Below are 20,692 nucleotides of genomic sequence, written 5' to 3' on the forward strand. Positions count from 1 at the left end.
CAGGGCTGTGATCTTCACGTGATCTACGCGGCATTAACTTGTGACAAGTGATCGTCTGCCTATACGTTCACCCATCGACGCGGTACTCCTGCAACACCTGCCGCGCCGGTCAACGCTGTCGCACGAAAGGTCTCCGCATGCTCTCCGGGAACGGTCGTCACCGTCGCCCCCGTCAGGCTCCGGCTCTTCTCGTGGCGGCCGGAGTGACCGGCTCCGCCATCGCCATCCCGCTCCTCGGTGCCACCGCCGCGAACGCGGCCGACGGAAACACCTGGGACAAGGTGGCCGAGTGCGAGAGCGGCGGCTCCTGGAGCGCCGACACGGGCAACGGGTACTACGGCGGCCTGCAGATGTCCCAGGACGACTGGGACAAGTACGGCGGCCTCCACTACGCCGTCAGCCCCGACCAGGCCAGCCGTTCGCAGCAGATAGCCGTCGCCGAGCGGATCCTCGCCGACCAGGGCACGGAGCACTGGGCCACCTGCGCCCTGCTGTCCGGGCTCACCGCGAACTCCGGTTCGGTCGACGTCGACACCGGTGTCGGGGGATCCGGCTCGCAGGGCAACGGCCAGGCCTCTTCCGGCGATTCGGATGAGTCATCCGGTTTGTCCGACTCGTCCAGCGGGTCCGACGAGTCCGGCGACTCCGACGGTGCCGCTCCGTCCCACGGTTCCTCACCGTCCGCCTCTCCCTCGTCGAGCGCCGACACCGGCAAGAAGGGCGAGGGGGAGAACTCCGCAAAGTCGGACAAGTCGGCATCGCCCGACTCCAAGGGTTCGGGCGATTCGCAGGGAACCCACAGCTCGGTCACCGAGTCTCCCAAGGTGGACGACTCGGACAACTCGTGGCAGACCGGTAGTTCTTGGAGCCTGGTCGACACCGGGGCGAGCAGCGGCGGCCGCCACCGCGGGGTCAGTGCGGACGAGGACGCGGACGAAAGTGCCGTAAGCGGACAGACCGCCACAACTTCCGGCCGTCACGCCACTCGTGGGGACTCCACCTACACCGTGCGCTCCGGTGACACTCTCGTCTCCATCGCGGACTCCCTTGACGTGGACGGCGGATGGCGGGCGCTCTATGCCGCCAACGAGAAGTCCATCGGGGCCGACCCGAACGACATCTCCGCCGGTCAGACCCTGGAAGTTGGCGGCGAAACGGGTGCAAAGTAGCGGGAGTTGGCGTCCCGATTCGGGCTCAATGTCCGCTTTGCTGAAAGTGTGGGATGAGTCTCAGAAGCCCTGATCGTCTTTGAAATTCCCCGGATCACGTGTCTACGGTCGGGACCGCTCGTCACCACGAGCCCCGGCTGCCGCAACGCCGAATCCTGTCAGCGGCCGTACGGGAACAGTCGTCGCGTCACGCGCCGTAGGCAGGAGCGGGGGACCCAAGGTAGGTGCCGGGCCCGGCAGTTGATGCCGGATCCGGCTTGGGGTGAAGCCACGCCTTCTCGGAAGGTGTGGCCGGGCAACTCAACCGGCCCGAACCCGACAGCTCACCTCGCAGGCGTCGGTGAGGGGATCGATCCATGCTGTTTTCCGGCAAGGGCAAGCACCGTCGTCCGGCCAAGGCCACCCGCGCCATCGCGATCGCCGGTGTCACCGGCGCCGCCATCGCCGCTCCGCTGGTCGCCTCCGGCAGCGCTTCCGCCGCCACCGCCTCCGAGTGGGACAAGGTCGCCCAGTGCGAGGCGGGCGGCAACTGGTCCATCAACACCGGTAACGGCTACTACGGCGGTCTGCAGTTCTCCGCTTCCACCTGGGCCGCCTACGGCGGCACGAAGTACGCCGCCACCGCCGACAAGGCGAGCAAGGCGCAGCAGATCGAGATCGCCGAGAAGGTCCTCGCCGCCCAGGGCAAGGGTGCCTGGCCGGTCTGCGGCACGGGCCTGTCCAGCACCCCGTACGGCGGCTCCGCCGCCGCGCCCACCACCCGCTCGACCGAGCCGCAGGCCGCCACCCGCTCCACCAAGCGTCCGGCCGTGACCAAGACCGTCACCACCCCGACCGGCAAGAAGGTCAAGAAGGGCGACGGCGAGTACAAGGTCGTCAAGGGTGACACCCTCGGCTCGATCGCCGCGAAGCACAAGGTCAAGGGCGGCTGGCAGAAGCTGTTCCAGCTGAACAAGGGCATCGTCCAGGACGCCGACCTCATCTACCCCGGCCAGCAGCTGCACCTGAAGTAATCAGTGGCCCGCAGCTGAGCCACGGCGCCCTCACACTCGTGCCCCCACCGCGGAGGGCACCTGAGGTCACCCCCGTCCCCACGGTCTCCCCGCCCCGGCGCGTAATCCCCCGTACGCGCCGGGGCGGGGTTTTTCGTGTGCCGTTCGCCGGGGCTTCGAGTCGTTTTCCACTCTCCCTTTGTTCCGACAGGAAACAATGGGTACCGTCAGACCCTGTCCACGGGACGGTCGGTCGGTGGCCGACGGCCCCGGGACGGTTAGGCTCTAGTCGCAAGGCACACCAGCCCCGCACTTCCAGCGTCACATCCCAAGAAGGAGATGCTCGTGCCGTCCATCGACGTCGTCGTAGCCCGGGAAATCCTGGACTCCCGAGGCAACCCCACGGTCGAGGTCGAGGTCGGCCTCGACGACGGCAGCACGGGTCGTGCCGCCGTTCCGTCCGGCGCCTCCACCGGCGCCTTCGAGGCCATCGAGCTCCGCGACGGTGACCCCAACCGCTACCTCGGCAAGGGCGTCGAGAAGGCCGTCCTCGCCGTGATCGAGCAGATCGGCCCGGAGCTGGTCGGCTACGACGCCACCGAGCAGCGCCTGATCGACCAGGCGATGTTCGACCTGGACGCCACCGACAACAAGGGCTCGCTCGGCGCCAACGCCGTCCTGGGCGTCTCCCTCGCCGTCGCGCACGCCGCCTCCGAGGCCAGCGACCTCCCCCTCTTCCGCTACCTGGGCGGCCCGAACGCGCACCTGCTGCCGGTGCCGATGATGAACATCCTGAACGGCGGCTCGCACGCCGACTCCAACGTGGACATCCAGGAGTTCATGATCGCCCCGATCGGCGCGGAGTCCTTCTCCGAGGCCCTGCGCTGGGGCACCGAGGTCTACCACACCCTCAAGAAGGTGCTGAAGACCAAGGGCCTGTCCACCGGTCTCGGCGACGAGGGCGGCTTCGCCCCGAACCTCGGCTCCAACCGCGACGCCCTCGACCTCATCCTCGAGGCCATCAAGCAGGCCGGCTACGTCCCGGGTGAGCAGATCGCGCTCGCGCTCGACGTCGCCGCGTCCGAGTTCTACAAGGACGGCAAGTACGAGTTCGAGGGCAAGTCCCGCTCGGCCGCCGAGATGACGGAGTACTACGAGGAGCTCGTGGCGGCCTACCCGCTCGTCTCCATCGAGGACCCGCTGTTCGAGGACGACTGGGCCGGCTGGAAGGTCATCACCGACAAGCTCGGCGACAAGGTCCAGCTGGTCGGCGACGACCTGTTCGTCACCAACCCGGAGCGCCTGGCCCGCGGCATCGAGGAGGGCACCGCCAACGCCCTGCTGGTGAAGGTGAACCAGATCGGTTCGCTCACCGAGACCCTGGACGCCGTCGAGCTGGCCCAGCGCAACGGCTTCAAGTGCATGATGTCCCACCGCTCCGGCGAGACCGAGGACGTCACCATCGCCGACCTGGCCGTCGCCACCAACTGCGGCCAGATCAAGACCGGCGCCCCGGCCCGCTCCGAGCGCGTCGCCAAGTACAACCAGCTGCTGCGCATCGAGGAGATCCTCGACGACGCCGCGGTGTACGCCGGCCGCAGCGCGTTCCCCCGCTTCAAGGGCTGACCCAACCTGGGGTGAGGCTTAGCCAGTCGTACGTACGTCCCCGTACCCGGTCCCGTACCGTGTGCGGGGACGTACGCGCGTATGAATCGGGAGGCGGGGAACATGGCCGTGAAGGACCGGGACCGGTTCTCCACCGCGACCAGACTGCGGCTGCTCGGCGAGCAGACGGCGGCCCGCGTCTACCGTTCCCAGACCAAACGGCAGGCCCGCCGCTCCCGGCTCACCGGCCGGGCCGCGCTGCTCGCGCTCGTCCTCTGCACGATGGTGGTGGCCCTGGCCTATCCGATGCGCCAGTACGTCTCCCAGCGCGGTGAGGTCGCCGACCTGCGACGGCAGCGGGAGCAGGCGGCGCAGCGCGTCGAGCAGCTCCGCGACCTCAAGGCCCGGTGGCAGGACGACGCGTACGCCGAGCAGGAGATCCGGCGGCGGCTGCACTACGTGATGCCGGGGGAGACCGGCTACGTCGTGATCGACCCCGGCGCGGCCAAGCAGACCCGCGCCGAGCTGGGGGCGGCCGACCGCCCCTGGTACTCGAACGTCTGGGACGGCGTCGACAAGTCCGACGCCTCCGACCGCTGAGCCACTGACCTCCCGCCGACCGTGCCCGAGGAGCCGGCGGCCGGTGGCCGGTAGCCAGCGGCGTCGAGTCGGTCGCGCCCGACGGGCCGGGGCGCTTCGAGTCAGCCGCGGCCGAGGAGCGGGTAGCGTCGAGTCGGCCGCCGATGTCGAGTCGGCGGCTGCGCGTCGGCCCCGGCCGGCGAGCCGGTAGGTTCGAATCAGCCCCGGCCAGTGAACCGACAGAAAGACAGCCTGAAGACAGTCATGGAAACGCCTCCGCCGCCCACTCCGCGCACCGAGCCCACCGACGCGGACGTCGAAGCCTTCAAGCAGCAGCTGGGCCGCCCGCCGCGCGGGCTCCGGGCGATCGCGCACCGTTGCCCCTGCGGGCAGCCGGACGTCGTGGAGACGGCACCCCGCCTGCCCGACGGCACCCCCTTCCCCACGCTTTACTACCTGACGTGCCCGAAGGCGAACTCCGCCATCGGCACTCTGGAGGCCGAGGGCGTGATGAAGGAGATGACGGAGCGGCTCGCGACCGACCCGGAGCTGGCCGCCGCCTACCGCGCCGCGCACGAGGACTACATCCGGCGCCGGGACGAGATCGAGGAGCTCACGGGCTTCCCGAGCGCCGGCGGCATGCCGGACCGGGTCAAGTGCCTGCACGTGCTGGTCGCCCACTCGCTGGCCGCCGGGCCGGGCGTGAACCCCCTCGGCGACGAGGCCATCGCGATGCTGCCCGAGTGGTGGCTGAAGGGGGCCTGCGTGACGCTCCCGAAGGAGGACGACCAGTGACCCGAGTCGCCGCCATCGACTGCGGTACGAACTCCATCCGCCTGCTCGTCGCGGACGCGAACCCCGAGACGGGTGAACTCGTCGACCTGGACCGCCGTATGACGATCGTGCGGCTCGGCCAGGGCGTCGACCGCACGGGGCGGCTCGCCCCCGAGGCGCTGGAGCGGACGTTCGCCGCCTGCCGCGAGTACGCGGCGATCATCAAGGAGCACGGGGCCGAGCGGCTCCGCTTCGTGGCCACCTCCGCCTCCCGGGACGCCGAGAACCGCGACGAGTTCGTCCGGGGCGTCCTCGACATCCTCGGAGTCGAGCCCGAGGTCATCTCCGGCGACCAGGAGGCCGAGTTCTCGTTCACGGGTGCGACGAAGGAGCTGACGGGCCGGGACGACCTGGCCAAGCCCTTCCTCGTCGTGGACATCGGCGGCGGCTCCACCGAGTTCGTCGTCGGCGACGCGCACGTGCGCGCCGCGCGCTCCGTGGACGTCGGCTGTGTCCGGATGACCGAGCGGCACCTGGTGCACGAGGGCGTCGTCGCCGACCCGCCGAGCGAGGAGCAGATCGCCGCCGTACGGGCCGACATCGAGGCCGCGCTCGACCTCGCCGAGCGCACGGTCCCGCTGCGCGAGGCGCACACGCTCGTCGGTCTCGCCGGCTCGGTCACCACCGTGTCGGCGATCGCGCAGGAGCTGCCCGAGTACGACTCCGCCCGCATCCACCACTCCCGCATCTCGCACGACCGCGTCCGCGAGATCACCGAGCGGCTGCTGCACTCCACGCACGCCGAGCGGGCGGCGATCCCCTCCATGCATCCCGGCCGGGTCGACGTGATCGGCGCCGGTGCCCTCGTCCTGCTCGCGATCATGGAGCGGATCGGGGCGGACGAGGTGGTCGTGAGCGAGCACGACATCCTCGACGGCATCGCCTGGTCCGTGGCGTAGGCCGCAACGGCGGGGTGGTCTGGGTCTCCTTTACTACTGAGTAGTAGCACTCCGCTGAGCGTGATGGATAGCGTATGAGCGTGCCGGAGGGGCCCGTCCGGGCCCCTCGGTGATGCGTCGTCGGAAAAGTTCGTGAAGTTCTTCACAAGGATTTCGTGCCTGGTGAGGGACGGAAAGAGGCCGACAAGCCCTTTCGGGGGCCCCGGGGCCCCGTGAACTCGCTCGGGACACTGTGACGAGGGTGCCTCGCGATCGGATCGTGAGGGGCTGGTCCCCAGGGCCCGGCGGCCAGGAGTGGCAGCTCAAGCGGCATTGACAACGGGCTCTAGTGGACCGTGGTTCCGGTCGGGACCATGACCTGCGTCACGCGGGCCGCGGAGTGTAGCACGGGCACTCAAGGAGCTTGTGAAGGGGCGCACGAGCGACCCTCCAGGGGCGGGTGGATACTCGATGCCATGAGCACCACGGAGCGTCCCAGGATCCTCGTAGTAGGCGGTGGGTACGTAGGCCTGTACGCAGCTCGGCGCATCCAGAAGAAGATGCGCTACGGAGAGGCGACCGTCACGGTCGTCGACCCCCGGTCGTACATGACCTACCAGCCCTTCCTCCCCGAAGCCGCCGCCGGCAGCATCTCCCCTCGGCATGTCGTCGTCCCGCTGCGGCGCGTGCTGCCCAAGGCGGAGGTCCTCACCGGCCGGGTCACCACCATCGACCAGGACCGCAAGGTGGCCACGGTCGCCCCGCTGGTCGGCGAGGCGTACGAGCTGCCCTTCGACTACCTCGTCGTCGCGCTCGGCGCGGTCTCCCGCACCTTCCCGATCCCCGGCCTCGCCGAGCAGGGCATCGGTATGAAGGGCATCGAGGAGTCCATCGGCCTGCGCAACCACGTCCTTGAGCAGCTCGACAAGGCCGACTCCACGACGGACGAGGAGATCCGCCGCAAGGCGCTCACCTTCGTCTTCATCGGCGGCGGTTTCGCCGGTGCGGAGACCATCGGTGAGGTCGAGGACATGGCCCGCGACGCGGCCAAGTACTACAAGAACGTGTCCCGTGAGGACATGCGCTTCGTCCTCGTCGACGCCGCCGACAAGATCCTTCCCGAGGTCGGGCCCAAGCTCGGCCAGTACGGCAAGGAGCACCTGGAGAGCCGCGGTGTGGAGATCTACCTCTCCACCTCCATGGACTCGTGCGTCGACGGCCACGTGGTGCTGAAGAACGGCCTCGAGGTCGACTCCAACACCATCGTGTGGACCGCGGGCGTCAAGCCGAACCCGGCCCTGGCCCGCTTCGGTCTGCCCCTCGGCCCGCGCGGCCACGTCGACTGCGAGCCCACGCTCCAGGTCGCCGGCACCGACTACATCTGGGCCGCGGGCGACAACGCCCAGGTGCCCGACCTCGTCGGTCGCAAGGCGGGCAACGAGAACGCCTGGTGCCCGCCGAACGCCCAGCACGCGCTGCGCCAGGCCAAGGTGCTCGGCGACAACGTGATCTCCGGTATGCGGGGCTTCCCGCAGAAGGACTACGAGCACGCCAACAAGGGTGCGGTGGCCGGTCTCGGCCTCCACAAGGGCGTGGCGATGATCGTCATGGGCAAGATGAAGATCAAGCTCAAGGGCCGCCTCGCCTGGTACATGCACCGTGGCTACCACGGTCTGGCGATGCCGACCTGGAACCGCAAGATCCGCATCTTCGCCGACTGGACGCTCGGCATGTTCCTCAAGCGCGAGGTCGTGTCCCTGGGCGCCATGGAGAACCCGCGCGAGGAGTTCTACGAGGCGGCCAAGCCGGCGCCGGTGGCTGCCGCCAAGAAGACCGGGGAGAAGGCCAAGGCCTCCTGACCTCCCCGGTCCCCGAACAAACCGAAGGACCTCCCGCCATCCGTGGTGCGGGAGGTCCTTCGGCGTTCGTGGGGGCAGTTCTTCGGCGGTTCTTCGCGGTGCGCGCGGCCGTCTGGCGCGGGGAGTTCCTCGGTGTTCCGCCGCGACGGGCGGAGGCGTGGTGCGGCAGGTTTCTCGGTGTTGCGCCGCGGCGCGCGTGGCCGTGTGGTGCGGGGAGGTTCTTGGTGTCCCCCCGGCGGCGCGTGGGCGCGTGGTGCGGGCAGGTCTTCGGCGGTTCTCCGCGGCGCGCGTGGGCGTGTGGTGCGGGGAGTGCTCGGGGTCCCTCGGCGGCGCGTGGACGTGTAGGGCGGCAGGTTCTTTGGCGGTTCTCCGCGGACCGTGGGCGCGTGATGCGGGCAGGCTCTCCGCGGTGCGTGTAGGCGTGTGGTGCGGGGAGTGCTCGGGGTCCCTCGGCGGCGCGTGGACGTGTAGGGCGGCAGGTTCTTTGGCGGTTCTCCGCGGACCGTGGGCGCGTGATGCGGGCAGGCTCTCCGCGGTGCGTGTAGGCGTGTGGTGCGGGGAGTGCTCGGGGTCCCTCGGTGGCGCGTGGCCGCGTGGTGCGGGCAGGTTCTTCGGTGTCCCTCCGCGGCGCGCCCGGTCGTCAGGCGTGGGGAGTTCCTCGGTGTTCTGCCGCGATGTACGGAGGCGGGGGCGGCAGGTCGCTCGGTGGTGCGCCGCGGCGGGCGTGGTCGTGCCCGGCGGCGTGCGGACGCGTGATGTCGTTGGTTTCTCGGCGTTCCTTCGTGGTGTGTGGGGGCGTGGTGCGGTAGGTCTCGTGGGGTTCGGACCGGGCGTGTGGGTGAGGTTCGCGCGGCTGTAACTCCTTTGCGGGACTGCGCCGGGCGCTCGCCGGTGTTTACGTGGTATCCGGACACCGGGATCCTTCGTCACGGAGGTGCGTCATGGCCGACGCCGCGTCGCGGCTGACGAGTCTCGCCGAACGGCTGCTGGGAGAACCGCTGCCGCTGGGCGTCCGAGCCTGGGACGGCTCACGCTCCGGTCCGCCGGACGCGCCGACCCTGGTCGTACGCAACCGCCGCGCCCTGCGCCGCCTGCTGTTCAAGCCGGGTGAGCTGGGCCTGGCCCGGGCCTGGGTCGCCGGCGACCTGGACATCGAGGGCGACCTGTACGGCGTCCTTGAGGTCATGGCCGGACTCGTCTGGGAGCGCGAGAAGGGCGGCCGCGGCCTCCTGCGGACGCTGCGCGACCCCGACGCCCGCTCCGCCGCCGGCGAGCTGCTGAGGCTCGCCGGACCGCCGATCCCGCCGGCCCCGCCGGGCGAGGAGGTCCGCAGACGCCGTCACCTGCACACCCGGCACAGCGACAGGCGCGCCATCAGCCACCACTACGACGTCGGCAACGACTTCTACGAGATCGTCCTCGGCCCCTCCATGGTGTACTCCTGCGCCTACTGGGAGGACGGCGGGACACTGGAGTCCGCCCAGCGCGACAAGCTCGAACTGATCTGCCGCAAGCTCGGCCTGACCCCCGGTCAGCGCCTGCTGGACGTCGGCTGCGGCTGGGGCGCCATGGCCGTCCACGCGGCCCGCGAGCACGGCGTGGGCGTCGTCGGCGTCACCCTGTCCCAGGAGCAGGCCGCCTACGCCCGTAAGCGCGTCGCCGACGAGGGACTCACCGATCGGGTCGAGATCCGCGTCCAGGACTACCGGGACGTCCGCGACGGGCCCTACGACGCGATCTCCTCCATCGGCATGGCCGAACACGTCGGCGCCGAGCGGTACCTGGAGTACGCGACCGATCTGTACGGCCTGCTGAAACCGGGCGGCCGGCTCCTCAACCACCAGATCGCGCGCCGCCCGCAGTCGGACGAGACGACGTACCAGGTGGACGATTTCATCGACGCCTACGTCTTCCCCGACGGCGAACTCGCCCCCCTCGGCACCACCGTCACCCAACTGGAGCGGGCCGGCTTCGAGGTCCGGGACGTGGAGTCGATCCGCGAGCACTACGCCCTCACCCTGCGCCGCTGGGTCACCCGTCTGGAGGACGACTGGCCGCGCGCGGTCCGCCTCACCTCGCCCGGCAGGGCCCGGGTCTGGCGTCTGTACATGGCCGCCTGCGCCCTCGCCTTCGAGCGCAACCGGATCGGCGTCAACCAGGTGCTGGCGGTGCGCACCCCCGCGCCGGGCGCGTCCGGACTGCCGCTGCGCACCCGAACGTGGGGCGCCTGAGGCCCGTACGCACGAGGGGCCCCTCCGTCGCCGGAGAGGGCCCCTCGGCCGTCCCTACCGCCGCCTTGCGGCTACTGCCCCGCTACTCCGACTTGATCGCCGTCAGCATGTTCAGGCGGGCCGCGCGCCGGGCCGGCCACAGGGCGGCCAGCACGCCGACCGCCGCGGCCAGCAGGAGGAACAGACCCAGCCGGGCCCACGGCAGTACCAGCTCGTACGTCGCCATCTTCGCGCCGAGCAGCTCACCGGCCGCCCAGCCGAAGAAGATGCCGAGGCCGATGCCCAGCACCCCGCCGAAGAGCGAGATGACCAGGGACTCCAGCCGGACCATCCGCTTGACGGCCTTGCGGTCCAGGCCGATCGCGCGGAGCATGCCGATCTCCTGGGAGCGCTCGAAGACCGACATCGCCAGGGTGTTGATGACACCGAGGACCGCGACGATCACCGCCATGGCCAGCAGGCCGTAGACCATGTTCAGGATCAGCGTGAACATCTGCGCGACGGAGTTGGACAGGTCCTTCTTGTCCTGGACCTTGATCGCCGGGTTGGTGCCGAGGGCCTTCTCCAGCTTGTCCTTCGTCGCGTCGGACGCGCCGCCCGCCGTCTTCACCATGACCTGCATGTCGGACGGGTCGCTCTGGTGCGGGGCCAGGGCAGTGTTGTCGAGCATGATCCCCCGGATCATCTCGTTGCCCTCGTAGACCCCGGCGACCGTCAGCTTCTGCGCCTTGCCGTCCTCGTAGTGGGCGGTGAAGCTCGAACCGGCCTTCCAGCCGTAGGACTTGGCGAGGTCGGCGTCGACGACGACCCGCGGTCCGGCCACCTCGAAGGTGCCGCTGTCGACCTTCAGGTCGGTCAGCTTTCCGATCGCGGAGCCGTCGACGCCGGTCAGGAACTCGGTCTGGCCGTTGATGCGCGCGGGCGCGTTGCGCATCGGGCTGCTGGCGGTCACGCCGTCGGTGGACTTGATCGTCGTGTAGACGTGCGGGGAGAGCTCGTTGCCGTTGGCCATCGACACCACGTAGTCCGCGCGGATGGCGGAGCCGGCCATCTTGTCGATGCCCTGCTGCAGGCTGCCCGCCATCACGGTCATGCCGGTGATCAGGGTGAGGCCGATCATCAGCGCGGAGGCCGTGGCGGCCGTACGGCGCGGGTTGCGCACCGAGTTCTGGCGGGCCAGGTTGCCGGAGACGCCGAACACGCGCAGCACCGGGGCGGCGGCCGCGATCAGCGGGCGCGACAGCAGCGGGGTCAGGATGAACACGCCGATGATCAGGAGGACCGCGCCGAGCCCCATCGGGGCCTGGCCCGACGAGCCGTCCATGGTGGTGGCCACCAGGACCACGGCGACACCGGCCGCCGAGAACAGCGCGCCGAGCGTGTTGCGCAGCACCAGCGACTTGGTGGTCGCCTTGGCGTGCATGCTGCTCATCGCGGCCACCGGCGGGATCTTCGCGGCCCGGCGGCCCGGCAGCCAGGCGGCCAGCATGGTGATGACGATGCCGACGGCCAGCGCACTGGCCACCGTGCCCGGGGAGACGACCAGCGGCCCGTCCGGGACGGTCGCGCCGAGCGTGCTCATCAGGGAGCGCAGGCCGACGCCGATGCCGATACCCGCGACCAGACCGGACACGCCGGCCACCGTGCCGACCACGAACGCCTCGATCAGCACCGACCGGGTGACCTGGCGGCGGGAGGCGCCCACCGCGCGCAGCAGCGCCAGTTCCTTGGTGCGCTGGGCGACCAGCATGGTGAAGGTGTTGGCGATGATGAACGTGCCGACGAAGAGCGCGATGCCCGCGAACACCAGCAGGCCCTGCTTGAGCCCGCTCATCGACGCGGAGATCACCCTGGCCTGGTCGTCGGCGAGTTGCCGGCCGGTGGTGGTCTCGACGAGCTTCTTCGGCAGGGCGGAGTCCAGCGCGCTCTTCAGCGCGGCCTGGCTGGTGCCCGCCTTCGCCCGCACGTCGATCTCGTCGTACGCCCCCGGCTTGGCGAACAGCTTCTGCGCGGTCGCCGTGTCGAAGAGGGCGAGGCTGCCGCCGGCCGCGACGTTGCCGTCGTCGGTGGTGAAGATGCCGGTGATCTTCGGGGTGAGGACCGGGCCGTCGACGGATATCCGGACGGTGTCGCCGACCTTGTAGCCGGCCCGCCGCGCGGTCTCCGCGTCGATGGCGACCTCGTTGCCGCCGTGCGGCGCCGAACCGGACTTGAGCGGGTAGCGCGGGTCCTTGTCGCCCCAGTAGTTCCCGCCCTCGGACCTGAAGCCCCCGCCGATCAGCTTGCCGTCCTTGTCGGCGATGGCGGTGAAGCCGTTGACGACGCCGAGGGCGGACGCGGCGCCGGGAACCTTCGCGCTCCTGTCGAGCACGAACTGCGTCAGGTCGGGCGTCTTGCCGAGCTTGTCGCCCTCGGAGTCCTGGTACTTGGCCCGGACGGCGACGTCGACCTGGTCGAAGCCCTTGGCCGAGCTCTTCTGGTAGGCGTCCGCGATGGTGTTGGTGAAGACCAGCGTCCCGGACACGAACGCCACGCCGAGCATGACGGCGAGCACGGTCATCAGGAGCCGGGCCTTGTGCGCGAGTACGTTGCGCAGAGCGGTGCGGAACATCAGCTCGTCCGGCCCTTCGCGTCGAACTGCTTCATGAGGTCGAGCACGGAGTCGGCCGTCGGGCGCAGGACCTCGTCCACGATGCGGCCGTCGGCCAGGAAGATCACGCGGTCCGCGTAGGCGGCGGCCACCGGGTCGTGCGTCACCATGACCACCGTCTGGCCCAGCTCCCGCACGGAGTTGCGCAGGAAGCCCAGCACCTCGGCGCCGGAGCGCGAGTCGAGGTTTCCGGTCGGCTCGTCGCCGAAGATGATGTCGGGCCGGGAGGCGAGGGCACGGGCGACGGCGACGCGCTGCTGCTGGCCGCCGGAGAGCTGGGAGGGGCGGTGGCTGAGCCGGTCCGACAGGCCGACCATCCGGATCACCTGGTCCAGCCAGGCCTTGTCGGGCTTACGGCCCGCGATGTCCATCGGCAGGGTGATGTTCTCCAGCGCCGTCAGCGTCGGCAGCAGGTTGAACGCCTGGAAGATGAACCCGATCTTGTCCCGGCGCAGCTTGGTCAACTGCTTGTCCTTCAGGGAGCCCAGCTCGGTCTCGCCGATCCGCACGGACCCGGAGGAGAACGTGTCCAGGCCGGCCACGCAGTGCATCAGCGTGGACTTGCCGGACCCGGAGGGGCCCATGATCGCGGTGAACTCGGCCTGCCGGAAATCGACCGAGACCCGGTCGAGGGCGACCACCTGGGTCTCGCCCTGTCCGTAGATCTTCGACAGATCCGTGGCCCGCGCGGCCACGGCGGTGGTCCGGGGGGCGATGGGTGTGGTGGTCACGGGTGGGCGCTCCTGTCGGGACGTGGTTCGAGGGACCGATCCATCGTCTCCGCCGCCCACCGCCGTGTAGTCAGCCGCTGTTCCGGTTCCGGGGGGCGACTGCGGACGGACGGGAGGGCCTCGCGTCATACCGACGGGAGTGTCTCGCGTCATACCTGGGGATGACGGCCGAGTCGGAGAAAGGGTGACGACCCGTCGAGAACAGGTGGAGCCCCCTCGTTCGGACGGTGAAATTCCGTCATTCCGCGTACGCGCGCACCCACCACACGTAACGCTATTGGCAAGTGCGGATGGCGCGTGCGGCGGGCTGATGCTCCCTCAGACGTCAATAAAATAAGACAACATCGGTCCGCCCGTCCGCTGTTCGGGGGATGTATCCCGATAGGCTCGGGACCTCGAAGCGGAGCCCATGGCCTGCCCGGATGGTGGAATGCAGACACGGCGAGCTTAAACCTCGCTGCCCCTCGCGGGCGTACCGGTTCAAGTCCGGTTCCGGGCACTTGCCGCGCCTGCGGCGCAACGAGCGGGCCACCTTCGGGAGTGATCCGACAGTGGCCCGCTGGCTGCTGTCGGCTTCCCCATCGCCAAGGCCGGTGCGCGGCACGCGGATGCGTTCGAGGAACAGGCGTGCGCGGCTCCTGTCATGTCGCTGACCCGCGCAGGCGACGCGTGTCGCGTTTGGGCCACGTCACACATGCGACACCTGTGGCCAGTGACAGGCCCGGTCGTACCAACGAATGCTTTCGGCCAGTTGTGGCGTGCAGCTGTACGAAAGGTGTTCCCCTGATGGCAAGAATCCGCCGCTTGGCGGCGATATCGACCGGATTGCTGGTGGTGGCCGGTGTGACGCCGGCCGTCGCCGCAGCACGGGCGCCGGTCACCGGCCCCGCCACTCACCCCGCCGCCGTACCGGGGGCCCACTCCGCGACCGTTCGGCTGGTGACGGGCGACCGGGTGACCGTGACGTCGCTGCCCGGCGGACGGCGGACCGCGTCGGTGCGGCCCGGCCCCGGGCGTGAGCACGTGCCCTTCGAGACGTTCGAGGGCGACGACAAGTCGCTGACCGTGATGCCGTTCGACGCCCAGGGGCTGGTGTCCGCCGGGACGCTGGACCGTCGGCTCTTCAACGTGACCGCCCTGATCTCCCAGGGCTACGACGAAGCCCACACGTCCGCGCTTCCGCTGATCGTCTCCTCCGCGCCGTCCCGGCAGGGAGCCAGGGCCGGCGCACGGGCATCGAAGGCCGCCGCGGACCTCGCCGACCGACTGGTGGCGCTCAAGTCGACGCGTTCCCGCACCCTGGCGAGCATCGACGCGCGGTCCGTGCGGGTCTCCGGCAAGGACCTGGGGACGTTCTGGAAGACGCTGAACCCCGGTGAGAAGTCGGACGCGGCCCGGGCCGCGGTCACCCCGCGGATTTCGCTGGACGGCAAGGTCAAGGCCATGCTGGACCGCAGCACGGCGCAGATCAACGCCCCCACCGCCTGGAAGGCCGGCTACGAGGGCCAGGGCGTCAAGGTGGCCGTGCTCGACACCGGCATCGACGCCGACCACCCCGACCTGGCCGGCCGCATCGCTCAGGCCGAGGACTTCTCCGGCAGCGGGAACACCGGTGACCACTTCGGCCACGGCACCCACGTCGCCTCCATCGTCGGCGGCACCGGCGCCGCCTCGGCCGGCACCCGGCGCGGTGTCGCGCCCAAGGCCGACCTGCTGATCGGCAAGGTCCTGGACGACAACGGCTACGGCAACGAGTCGGGCATCATCGCCGGCATGGAGTGGGCGACCGCCGAGCACGCCAAGGTCGTCAACATGAGCCTCGGGGCGCCCGAGCTGACCGACGGCACCGACCCGCTCAGCCAGGCCGTCGACAACCTGACCGCCTCCACCGGCACGCTCTTCGTCGTCGCGGCCGGCAACTCGGGTCCGGATCCGTACTCCGTCGGCACGCCGGGCGCGGCCGACTCCGCGCTGACCGTGGGGGCCGTCGACCGCGACGACTCCCTGGCCCCCTTCTCCAGCCGCGGCCCGCGCTTCGGCGACGAAGCCGTCAAGCCCGATGTGACCGCCCCCGGCGTGGGCATCGTCGCCGCCCGCGCGGCCGGCACCACCCTGGGCGACCCGATCGACGCCAACTACGTGGCGCTGTCCGGGACCTCCATGGCCACCCCGCACGTCGCCGGCGCCGCCGCGCTGCTGGCCCAGCAGCACCCGGACTGGAGCGCCCAGCAGCTCAAGGACGCCCTGATCAGCACCGCGCACACGGTGTCCGGCACCAAGGTGACCGAACAGGGCGGCGGCCGCATCGACCTTGCCGCGGCCATGGGCCCGATCACGGCCACCGGCTCTGTCACCCTCGCCCCCCTGACGACTGGCGGCACGCAGGGTCAGCAAGAGGCGTCCACCCTCCACTACACCAACACCGGCGATCACGCCGTCACCCTCTCCCTGGCCGTGAACATGGCCACCGAGAACGGGCGGGTCATGCCCGACGGAGTGGTCAGCCCCGACGCCGGCACCGTGCAAGTGGCCCCCGGTGCCACCGCCGACGTGCCGCTGCGCACCGACGCGACGCACGCGGTCCGCGGCAAGTTCTACGGATACGTCACCGCCAAGTCCGCCGACGGCACCCTGCTCGCCCACACCACCGTCTCCCTCGTGGTGCACGCCCCCCAGCACCGGCTCACCGTGGTCTACCGCGACCGCAGCGGCCAGGTCGTGCCGGGCTGGCTGCCGAACATCTGGGGCACCGACGGGTTCGTGGGCTACACGGACCGCGACGCGGGAGTCGCCGTCGTGGAAGAGGGCACGTACTACCTCAGCGCCGGCTTCTACGACCGGACCGATGACGGCGAAGAGGCCGGCCAGATCGTCGACCCCGAGGTGAAGGTCACCAAGGACATGACGGTGACCCTGGACGCCTCGAAGGTCACCGAGGTGAAGATCCGCACGCCTCGCCCCGCCGAGCAGCACGGCGTCCTCAGCACCACGTTCTACCGCAAGATCGACGGTCAGGGCCTGATGCAGGGCGCCCTGTTCTTCGACACCGTCAAGCGGCTCTACGTCAGCCCCACCGCCCAGGTCACCGACGGTGTCTTCGAGTACTCCTCGCGTTGGCAGATGACGGCCCCGCAACTGCGGGCCAAGGTCTCGGGCAGCTCGCAGCAGTTCGCGCCGTACTACCAGGTGACCTCCCCGGTCTTCGGGGACCGGGGCGCGCAGCTGACCGCCGTGGCCGCCGGCCTGGCGGCGGCGCCCGACTTCCGCGGGGCGCGCGGCAAGCTGGCCGTCGTACGGGACGACAACTCCGCGTGGTACGACCGACCGGCTCTCGCGCAGGCCGCCGCGGACGCCGGGGCCAAGGCGCTGCTGGTGGTGCAGCCCGAGGGCTTCTCCGATTGGACCCGGTGGCAGCCGGACGGTGACCGGATGGCCCTGCCCACCATGCAGACCTCCTGGAAGAACGGGTCGGCCCTGCTGGAGCGCATCAAGAAGGGCACCACGACGGTGGAGTTCTCCGGCACGGTGCGCAGCCCGTATCTGTACGACGTGATGCAGGTGTCGAAGGGCTCCATCCCCAAGCAGGTGGTCTACACCGTCTCGGATCGCAACACCGCGGAGGTCCGCAGCACGTACACCCGCACCGGTGCCTCGTCCTGGGCGAGCGAACAGCGTTTCGGGTGGCGGCCGTTCCAGGACACCGCGTGGAACCAGTACAGCCGCTACGTTCCGCTGGGACAGGAACGCGTCGAGTACGTGAGCGCCGGAGACACGCTGTGGCAGCACGTCGTGCACCACAACATCGTCAACAATGTCGACTTCCCGCTGTCGGCCGGCATGCACGACTCCACGCACACCTACCAGGCAGGCCGGCGAGCCACGGAGCGGTGGTTCGGAGCGGTGGTCCGCCCGTCGATCCCGCGCGGCAAGGGCCTGTCGTCGGTGCGCAACGGCGACACCCTGTCGGTGTACGTCCCGGAGTTCAACGACTCCGGCGCCGGTCACTGGTCGTTCGCGGAGGCCGACCCCTTCGGCGGAATCGGCGGCGGCCCGGGCGTGGCTTTCGTGAGCGACACGTCCAAGGCGGTGCTGTACCGGAACGGTGAGCAGATCGCCACGTCCGACAACGGCGCGTGGGGCAACTTCGAGGTGCCGGCGGGCAACGCCGACTACCGGCTCGACCTGACCACCGCCCGCACCTCGGACGACTGGCGCTACGCCACCGACACCCACACGTCCTGGACGTTCCGCTCGGACACCGCGGCCGAGGCGACCCTGCTGCCGCTGCTCCAGCTCGACTACGACGTACCGGTCGACGCACAGAACGCGGTGGGACGGGCGCGGGAGCACACCCTCGGCCTGACCGTCCGCATGCAGGAGGGCATGGCCGCCCCGCGCGGCGTGAAGCTGAAGGTCGAGGCGTCCTACGACGACGGGAGGACCTGGACCACGACGCGCACCGAACAGCAGGTCGGCGACGGACCGTTCACCGCCACCGTGGAGCGGCCGTCGAACGTGCACGGCGACGCGTACGTGACGCTGCGGGTGACCGCGACGGACTCCGCCGGCAACAGCGTCCAGCAGACCGTGAAGCGCGCGTACCTGCACCGCGGCACCGAGTGAGCCGTCGGCGACGCTGACGCGGACCATCCCGATCGAACCGCGGCGGGTGCCAGGGCCATACGGTCTCCGGCACCCGCCGCGGTGTGCGCTCCGGGCGCTTCCCGCACCTGTCTCGCCCCCCGAAAACGTCCCTGGAGCGTTGACAGTGGACGCTCGTGGTCGGAGACTCCCGTCAGGAAATAGGTGAAGAAAACTTCACTTCACGAACAGGCAGCGAGCGGCAGTCGCTCCGGGAGGACACGACCGATGCGTACCACCGTCGGCATCATCGGGGCCGGCCCCGCCGGGCTCCTTCTCGCGCGGCTGCTGCGCGGCGCGGGTATCGACTCGGTCGTTCTGGAGAGCCGCGACCGTGCCCATGTCGAGCACCGGCAGCGGGCCGGGATCCTGGAGCAGGGCACGGTGGACGTGCTGCGTGCCGCCGGGGCCGGGGAGCGGATGGACCGGGAGGGACTGCGGCACGACGGGATCGAGCTGCGGTTCGCCCGGCGGCGGCACCGCGTCGACTTCCCGGGTCTCACCGGCGGGCGGTCGGTGATGGTCTACGCCCAGACCGAGGTGTGCCGGGACCTCGTCGCCCTGCAGACGAAGGAGGGCGGCCCGCTGCTGTTCGAGGTGGAGGCGCTGGCCGTCGAGGGCGCCGACACGGACGCCCCGCGTGTCCGCTTCCGGCACGCGGGGCGCGAGGACGTGCTGGAGTGTTCCTACGTCGCCGGGTGCGACGGGTTCTGGGGGGTGGCCCGGAAGGCCGTACCCGCTTCCCTCTCCCGGGTGTTCGAGCGGACGTACCCCTACGCCTGGCTCGGCATCCTCGCCGACGTCGCCCCCTCGCACGACGAGCTCGTCTACGCCCGCCACGACCGCGGCTTCGCCCTCCTGTCGATGCGGTCCCCGTCCGTCTCCCGCCTCTACCTCCAGGTGCCCGCCGGCACGGAGGCGGGGCAGTGGAACGACGAGGACGTCTGGGCCGAGCTGGAGCGGCGTTTCGAGACCGCCGACGGGTGGCGGCTGGAGCGCGGGCCGATCACCCAGAAGTCGGTCACACCGATGCGCTCGTACGTCCACGAGCCCATGCGGTACGGCCGCCTCTTCCTCGCCGGGGACGCCGCCCACATCGTGCCGCCGACCGGCGCCAAGGGACTCAATCTGGCCGTCGGTGACGTCGTCACCCTCGCCCGGGCGCTGGCCCACGAGAAGGAGACCGGCTCGCCGGAGCTCCTGGACGCGTACTCCGAGACCTGTCTGCGCCGCGTCTGGCAGGCCGAGCGGTTCTCCTACGACATGACGACCCTCCTGCACCGCGCCCCGGACGCCACCGCCTTCGACGACCGGCTCCAGCTGGCCCGGCTGGAAAGGATCGCCTCCTCGCGCGCGGCCGGGACCGACCTGGCCGAGGCCTACACCGGCTTCCCGGTCGGCTGACCGGCGGTCCGTGCGGCCGACCGGTATCCGGCCGGTTCCGGGCAGGTAGCGGGTTGGTCATGGAGTGGTGCCCTCCATGGCCGGGAATCACGCGTCCGCGTAGCGTGTTGGCCAGCACGTCATGGGAAAGATCCTCCCCAGGTATTAGGGTCGATCCTTTGCCAACCTATTACTCTTGAGCCAAGGCCACGAAGGGTGGCCATGGAGGAGTGCAATGAGGAGTAGCAACCCGGTCTTCTCGCGACGGGGGTTCAGCCGCGACAACGGCTACGCGGGCTTCAACGCCGCGCCGCAGGCCGGGTACGCACAGGGCAACCCCTACGCCCAGGGCAACCCGTACGCCCAGGGCGGCAACCCCTACGCGAGCAACCCGTACGCACAGCAGGACCAGCAGTACGGCGCCCCGCCGCAGGCCCCGGTCACCACCGGCCGGATGACGATGGACGACGTCGTCATGCGCTCGGCGATGACGCTCGGTACGGTCGCCGTCGGCGCCGCCCTCGCCTGGGCGCTGCTGCCGGTGTCGACCACCAGCTACGGCCTGGCGTTCGTCTCGGCCATCATCGCGATGGTCCTGGCGCTCGTACAGAGCTTCAAGCGCACGGCGTCGCCCGCGCTGATCCTGGGATACGCCGCCTTCGAGGGCGTCTTCCTCGGCGTGATCAGCGAGATGTACAACAGTCAGTGGAGCGGCGCCCCGTTCCAGGCGGTGCTCGGCACCATGGCGGTCTCGGCCGCGACCCTGCTGGTCTACAAGGCCGGCTGGATCCGCGTCACCGCTCGCTACGCCCGCATCGGTATGGCCATCGCGATCGCGTTCGTGCTGGTCACGGCGGTCAACCTGCTGCTGGTCGCGTTCGGCGTGGCCAGTGACGGCGGTCTGCGCAGCTTCGGTCCGCTCGGCGCGATCGTCGGCATCATCGCGATCCTGATCGGCGCGTTCTTCCTGACCCTCGACTTCAAGCAGATCGAGGACGGCATCGCCTACGGCGCCCCGCGCGAGGAGGCCTGGCTGGCCGCGTTCGGCCTCACCCTGACCCTCGTATGGATCTACGTGGAGATGCTGCGGCTGGTGGCGATCTTCAGCAACAACGACTAGCACGACGCCGCGGCCGACGC

General features: G+C 70.3%; 13 protein-coding genes, 1 tRNA gene and 1 riboswitch. Of the genes, 12 read left to right on the plus strand and 2 right to left on the minus strand.

The window, feature by feature from the left end; genetic code table 11:
- Window positions 1-137: 137 nt before the first annotated feature.
- The 8 genes from ACWGKT_RS04605 to ACWGKT_RS04640 all read left to right on the plus strand — a co-directional run bounded on the left by ACWGKT_RS04605 (window position 138) and on the right by ACWGKT_RS04640 (window position 10,147).
- A complete protein-coding gene (locus tag ACWGKT_RS04605; protein WP_453272446.1) occupies window positions 138-1,169 on the plus strand; it encodes a transglycosylase family protein in 1,032 nt (343 codons plus the stop codon).
- A 182-nt stretch (window positions 1,170-1,351) separates the two neighbouring features.
- Window positions 1,352-1,521: riboswitch (cyclic di-AMP (ydaO/yuaA leader) on the plus strand.
- 4 nt (window positions 1,522-1,525) lie between these two features.
- Window positions 1,526-2,182, plus strand: a complete 657-nt coding sequence (locus ACWGKT_RS04610; protein ID WP_453272447.1) for a transglycosylase family protein — start codon at window positions 1,526-1,528, stop codon at window positions 2,180-2,182.
- A 318-nt stretch (window positions 2,183-2,500) separates the two neighbouring features.
- Window positions 2,501-3,787, plus strand: coding sequence for a phosphopyruvate hydratase (eno, locus tag ACWGKT_RS04615; RefSeq protein ID WP_453272448.1), 1,287 nt, complete (start codon window positions 2,501-2,503; stop codon window positions 3,785-3,787).
- Between the two features lie 102 nt (window positions 3,788-3,889).
- Window positions 3,890-4,366 carry an FtsB family cell division protein gene (locus ACWGKT_RS04620; RefSeq protein WP_356144237.1) on the plus strand — a complete coding sequence of 159 codons (477 nt, stop codon included), beginning with the start codon at window positions 3,890-3,892 and terminating at the stop codon, window positions 4,364-4,366.
- Window positions 4,367-4,609: 243 nt separating this feature from the next.
- On the plus strand, window positions 4,610-5,140 hold the full coding sequence (locus ACWGKT_RS04625) for a DUF501 domain-containing protein (RefSeq protein ID WP_453272449.1): 531 nt from the start codon (window positions 4,610-4,612) through the stop codon (window positions 5,138-5,140).
- Window positions 5,137-6,078 (plus strand): Ppx/GppA phosphatase family protein, encoded by a 942-nt coding sequence (locus ACWGKT_RS04630; RefSeq protein ID WP_235457632.1) that lies wholly within the window; start codon window positions 5,137-5,139, stop codon window positions 6,076-6,078. The genes ACWGKT_RS04625 and ACWGKT_RS04630 overlap by 4 nt, the downstream gene beginning before the upstream one ends.
- Before the next feature lie 455 nt (window positions 6,079-6,533).
- Entirely contained in the window at window positions 6,534-7,916 is a 1,383-nt protein-coding gene (locus ACWGKT_RS04635; protein ID WP_356144240.1) for an NAD(P)/FAD-dependent oxidoreductase, read from the plus strand.
- Between the two features lie 941 nt (window positions 7,917-8,857).
- Window positions 8,858-10,147: a class I SAM-dependent methyltransferase gene (locus ACWGKT_RS04640; RefSeq protein ID WP_453272450.1), complete on the plus strand. Its 1,290-nt coding sequence runs from the start codon at window positions 8,858-8,860 to the stop codon at window positions 10,145-10,147.
- Window positions 10,148-10,229: 82 nt separating this feature from the next.
- On the opposite strand, the gene ACWGKT_RS04645 is transcribed toward ACWGKT_RS04640, so the two are convergent.
- Together ACWGKT_RS04645 and ACWGKT_RS04650 are read right to left on the minus strand one after the other, a co-directional pair.
- The gene (locus ACWGKT_RS04645; RefSeq protein WP_453272451.1) at window positions 10,230-12,758 is read right to left on the minus strand and encodes an ABC transporter permease; all 2,529 of its coding nucleotides are present in this window, start codon (window positions 12,756-12,758) and stop codon (window positions 10,230-10,232) included.
- Window positions 12,758-13,528 (minus strand): ABC transporter ATP-binding protein, encoded by a 771-nt coding sequence (locus ACWGKT_RS04650; RefSeq protein ID WP_235457627.1) that lies wholly within the window; start codon window positions 13,526-13,528, stop codon window positions 12,758-12,760. The genes ACWGKT_RS04645 and ACWGKT_RS04650 overlap by 1 nt, the downstream gene beginning before the upstream one ends.
- A 416-nt stretch (window positions 13,529-13,944) precedes the next feature.
- On the opposite strand from ACWGKT_RS04650, the gene ACWGKT_RS04655 reads away from it, so the two are divergent.
- From ACWGKT_RS04655 to ACWGKT_RS04670, 4 genes are all read left to right on the plus strand, one after another.
- Window positions 13,945-14,027 (plus strand) — tRNA-Leu (locus tag ACWGKT_RS04655).
- Window positions 14,028-14,314: 287 nt separating this feature from the next.
- Window positions 14,315-18,151: a S8 family serine peptidase gene (locus ACWGKT_RS04660; RefSeq protein WP_453272452.1), complete on the plus strand. Its 3,837-nt coding sequence runs from the start codon at window positions 14,315-14,317 to the stop codon at window positions 18,149-18,151.
- Between the two features lie 246 nt (window positions 18,152-18,397).
- The gene (locus tag ACWGKT_RS04665) at window positions 18,398-19,573 is read left to right on the plus strand and encodes a 4-hydroxybenzoate 3-monooxygenase (RefSeq protein ID WP_453272453.1); all 1,176 of its coding nucleotides are present in this window, start codon (window positions 18,398-18,400) and stop codon (window positions 19,571-19,573) included.
- A 214-nt stretch (window positions 19,574-19,787) separates the two neighbouring features.
- Window positions 19,788-20,672 carry a Bax inhibitor-1/YccA family protein gene (locus ACWGKT_RS04670; RefSeq protein WP_356144252.1) on the plus strand — a complete coding sequence of 295 codons (885 nt, stop codon included), beginning with the start codon at window positions 19,788-19,790 and terminating at the stop codon, window positions 20,670-20,672.
- The last annotated feature ends 20 nt before the right edge of the window (window positions 20,673-20,692 follow it).

Source organism: Streptomyces sp. NPDC054794 (assembly GCF_053611585.1).

What these genes read in the sequence shown, in the direction of transcription:
- ACWGKT_RS04645 (WP_453272451.1), bottom strand. Translation starts at nt 12,758, where the DNA reads ATGTTCCGCACCGCTCTGCGCAACGTACTCGCGCACAAGGCCCGGCTC.
- ACWGKT_RS04625 (WP_453272449.1), top strand. Translation starts at nt 4,610, where the DNA reads ATGGAAACGCCTCCGCCGCCCACTCCGCGCACCGAGCCCACCGACGCG.
- ACWGKT_RS04640 (WP_453272450.1), top strand. Translation starts at nt 8,858, where the DNA reads ATGGCCGACGCCGCGTCGCGGCTGACGAGTCTCGCCGAACGGCTGCTG.
- ACWGKT_RS04605 (WP_453272446.1), top strand. Translation starts at nt 138, where the DNA reads ATGCTCTCCGGGAACGGTCGTCACCGTCGCCCCCGTCAGGCTCCGGCT.
- ACWGKT_RS04620 (WP_356144237.1), top strand. Translation starts at nt 3,890, where the DNA reads ATGGCCGTGAAGGACCGGGACCGGTTCTCCACCGCGACCAGACTGCGG.
- ACWGKT_RS04610 (WP_453272447.1), top strand. Translation starts at nt 1,526, where the DNA reads ATGCTGTTTTCCGGCAAGGGCAAGCACCGTCGTCCGGCCAAGGCCACC.
- ACWGKT_RS04670 (WP_356144252.1), top strand. Translation starts at nt 19,788, where the DNA reads ATGAGGAGTAGCAACCCGGTCTTCTCGCGACGGGGGTTCAGCCGCGAC.
- ACWGKT_RS04665 (WP_453272453.1), top strand. Translation starts at nt 18,398, where the DNA reads ATGCGTACCACCGTCGGCATCATCGGGGCCGGCCCCGCCGGGCTCCTT.
- ACWGKT_RS04660 (WP_453272452.1), top strand. Translation starts at nt 14,315, where the DNA reads ATGGCAAGAATCCGCCGCTTGGCGGCGATATCGACCGGATTGCTGGTG.
- eno (WP_453272448.1), top strand. Translation starts at nt 2,501, where the DNA reads ATGCTCGTGCCGTCCATCGACGTCGTCGTAGCCCGGGAAATCCTGGAC.
- ACWGKT_RS04635 (WP_356144240.1), top strand. Translation starts at nt 6,534, where the DNA reads ATGAGCACCACGGAGCGTCCCAGGATCCTCGTAGTAGGCGGTGGGTAC.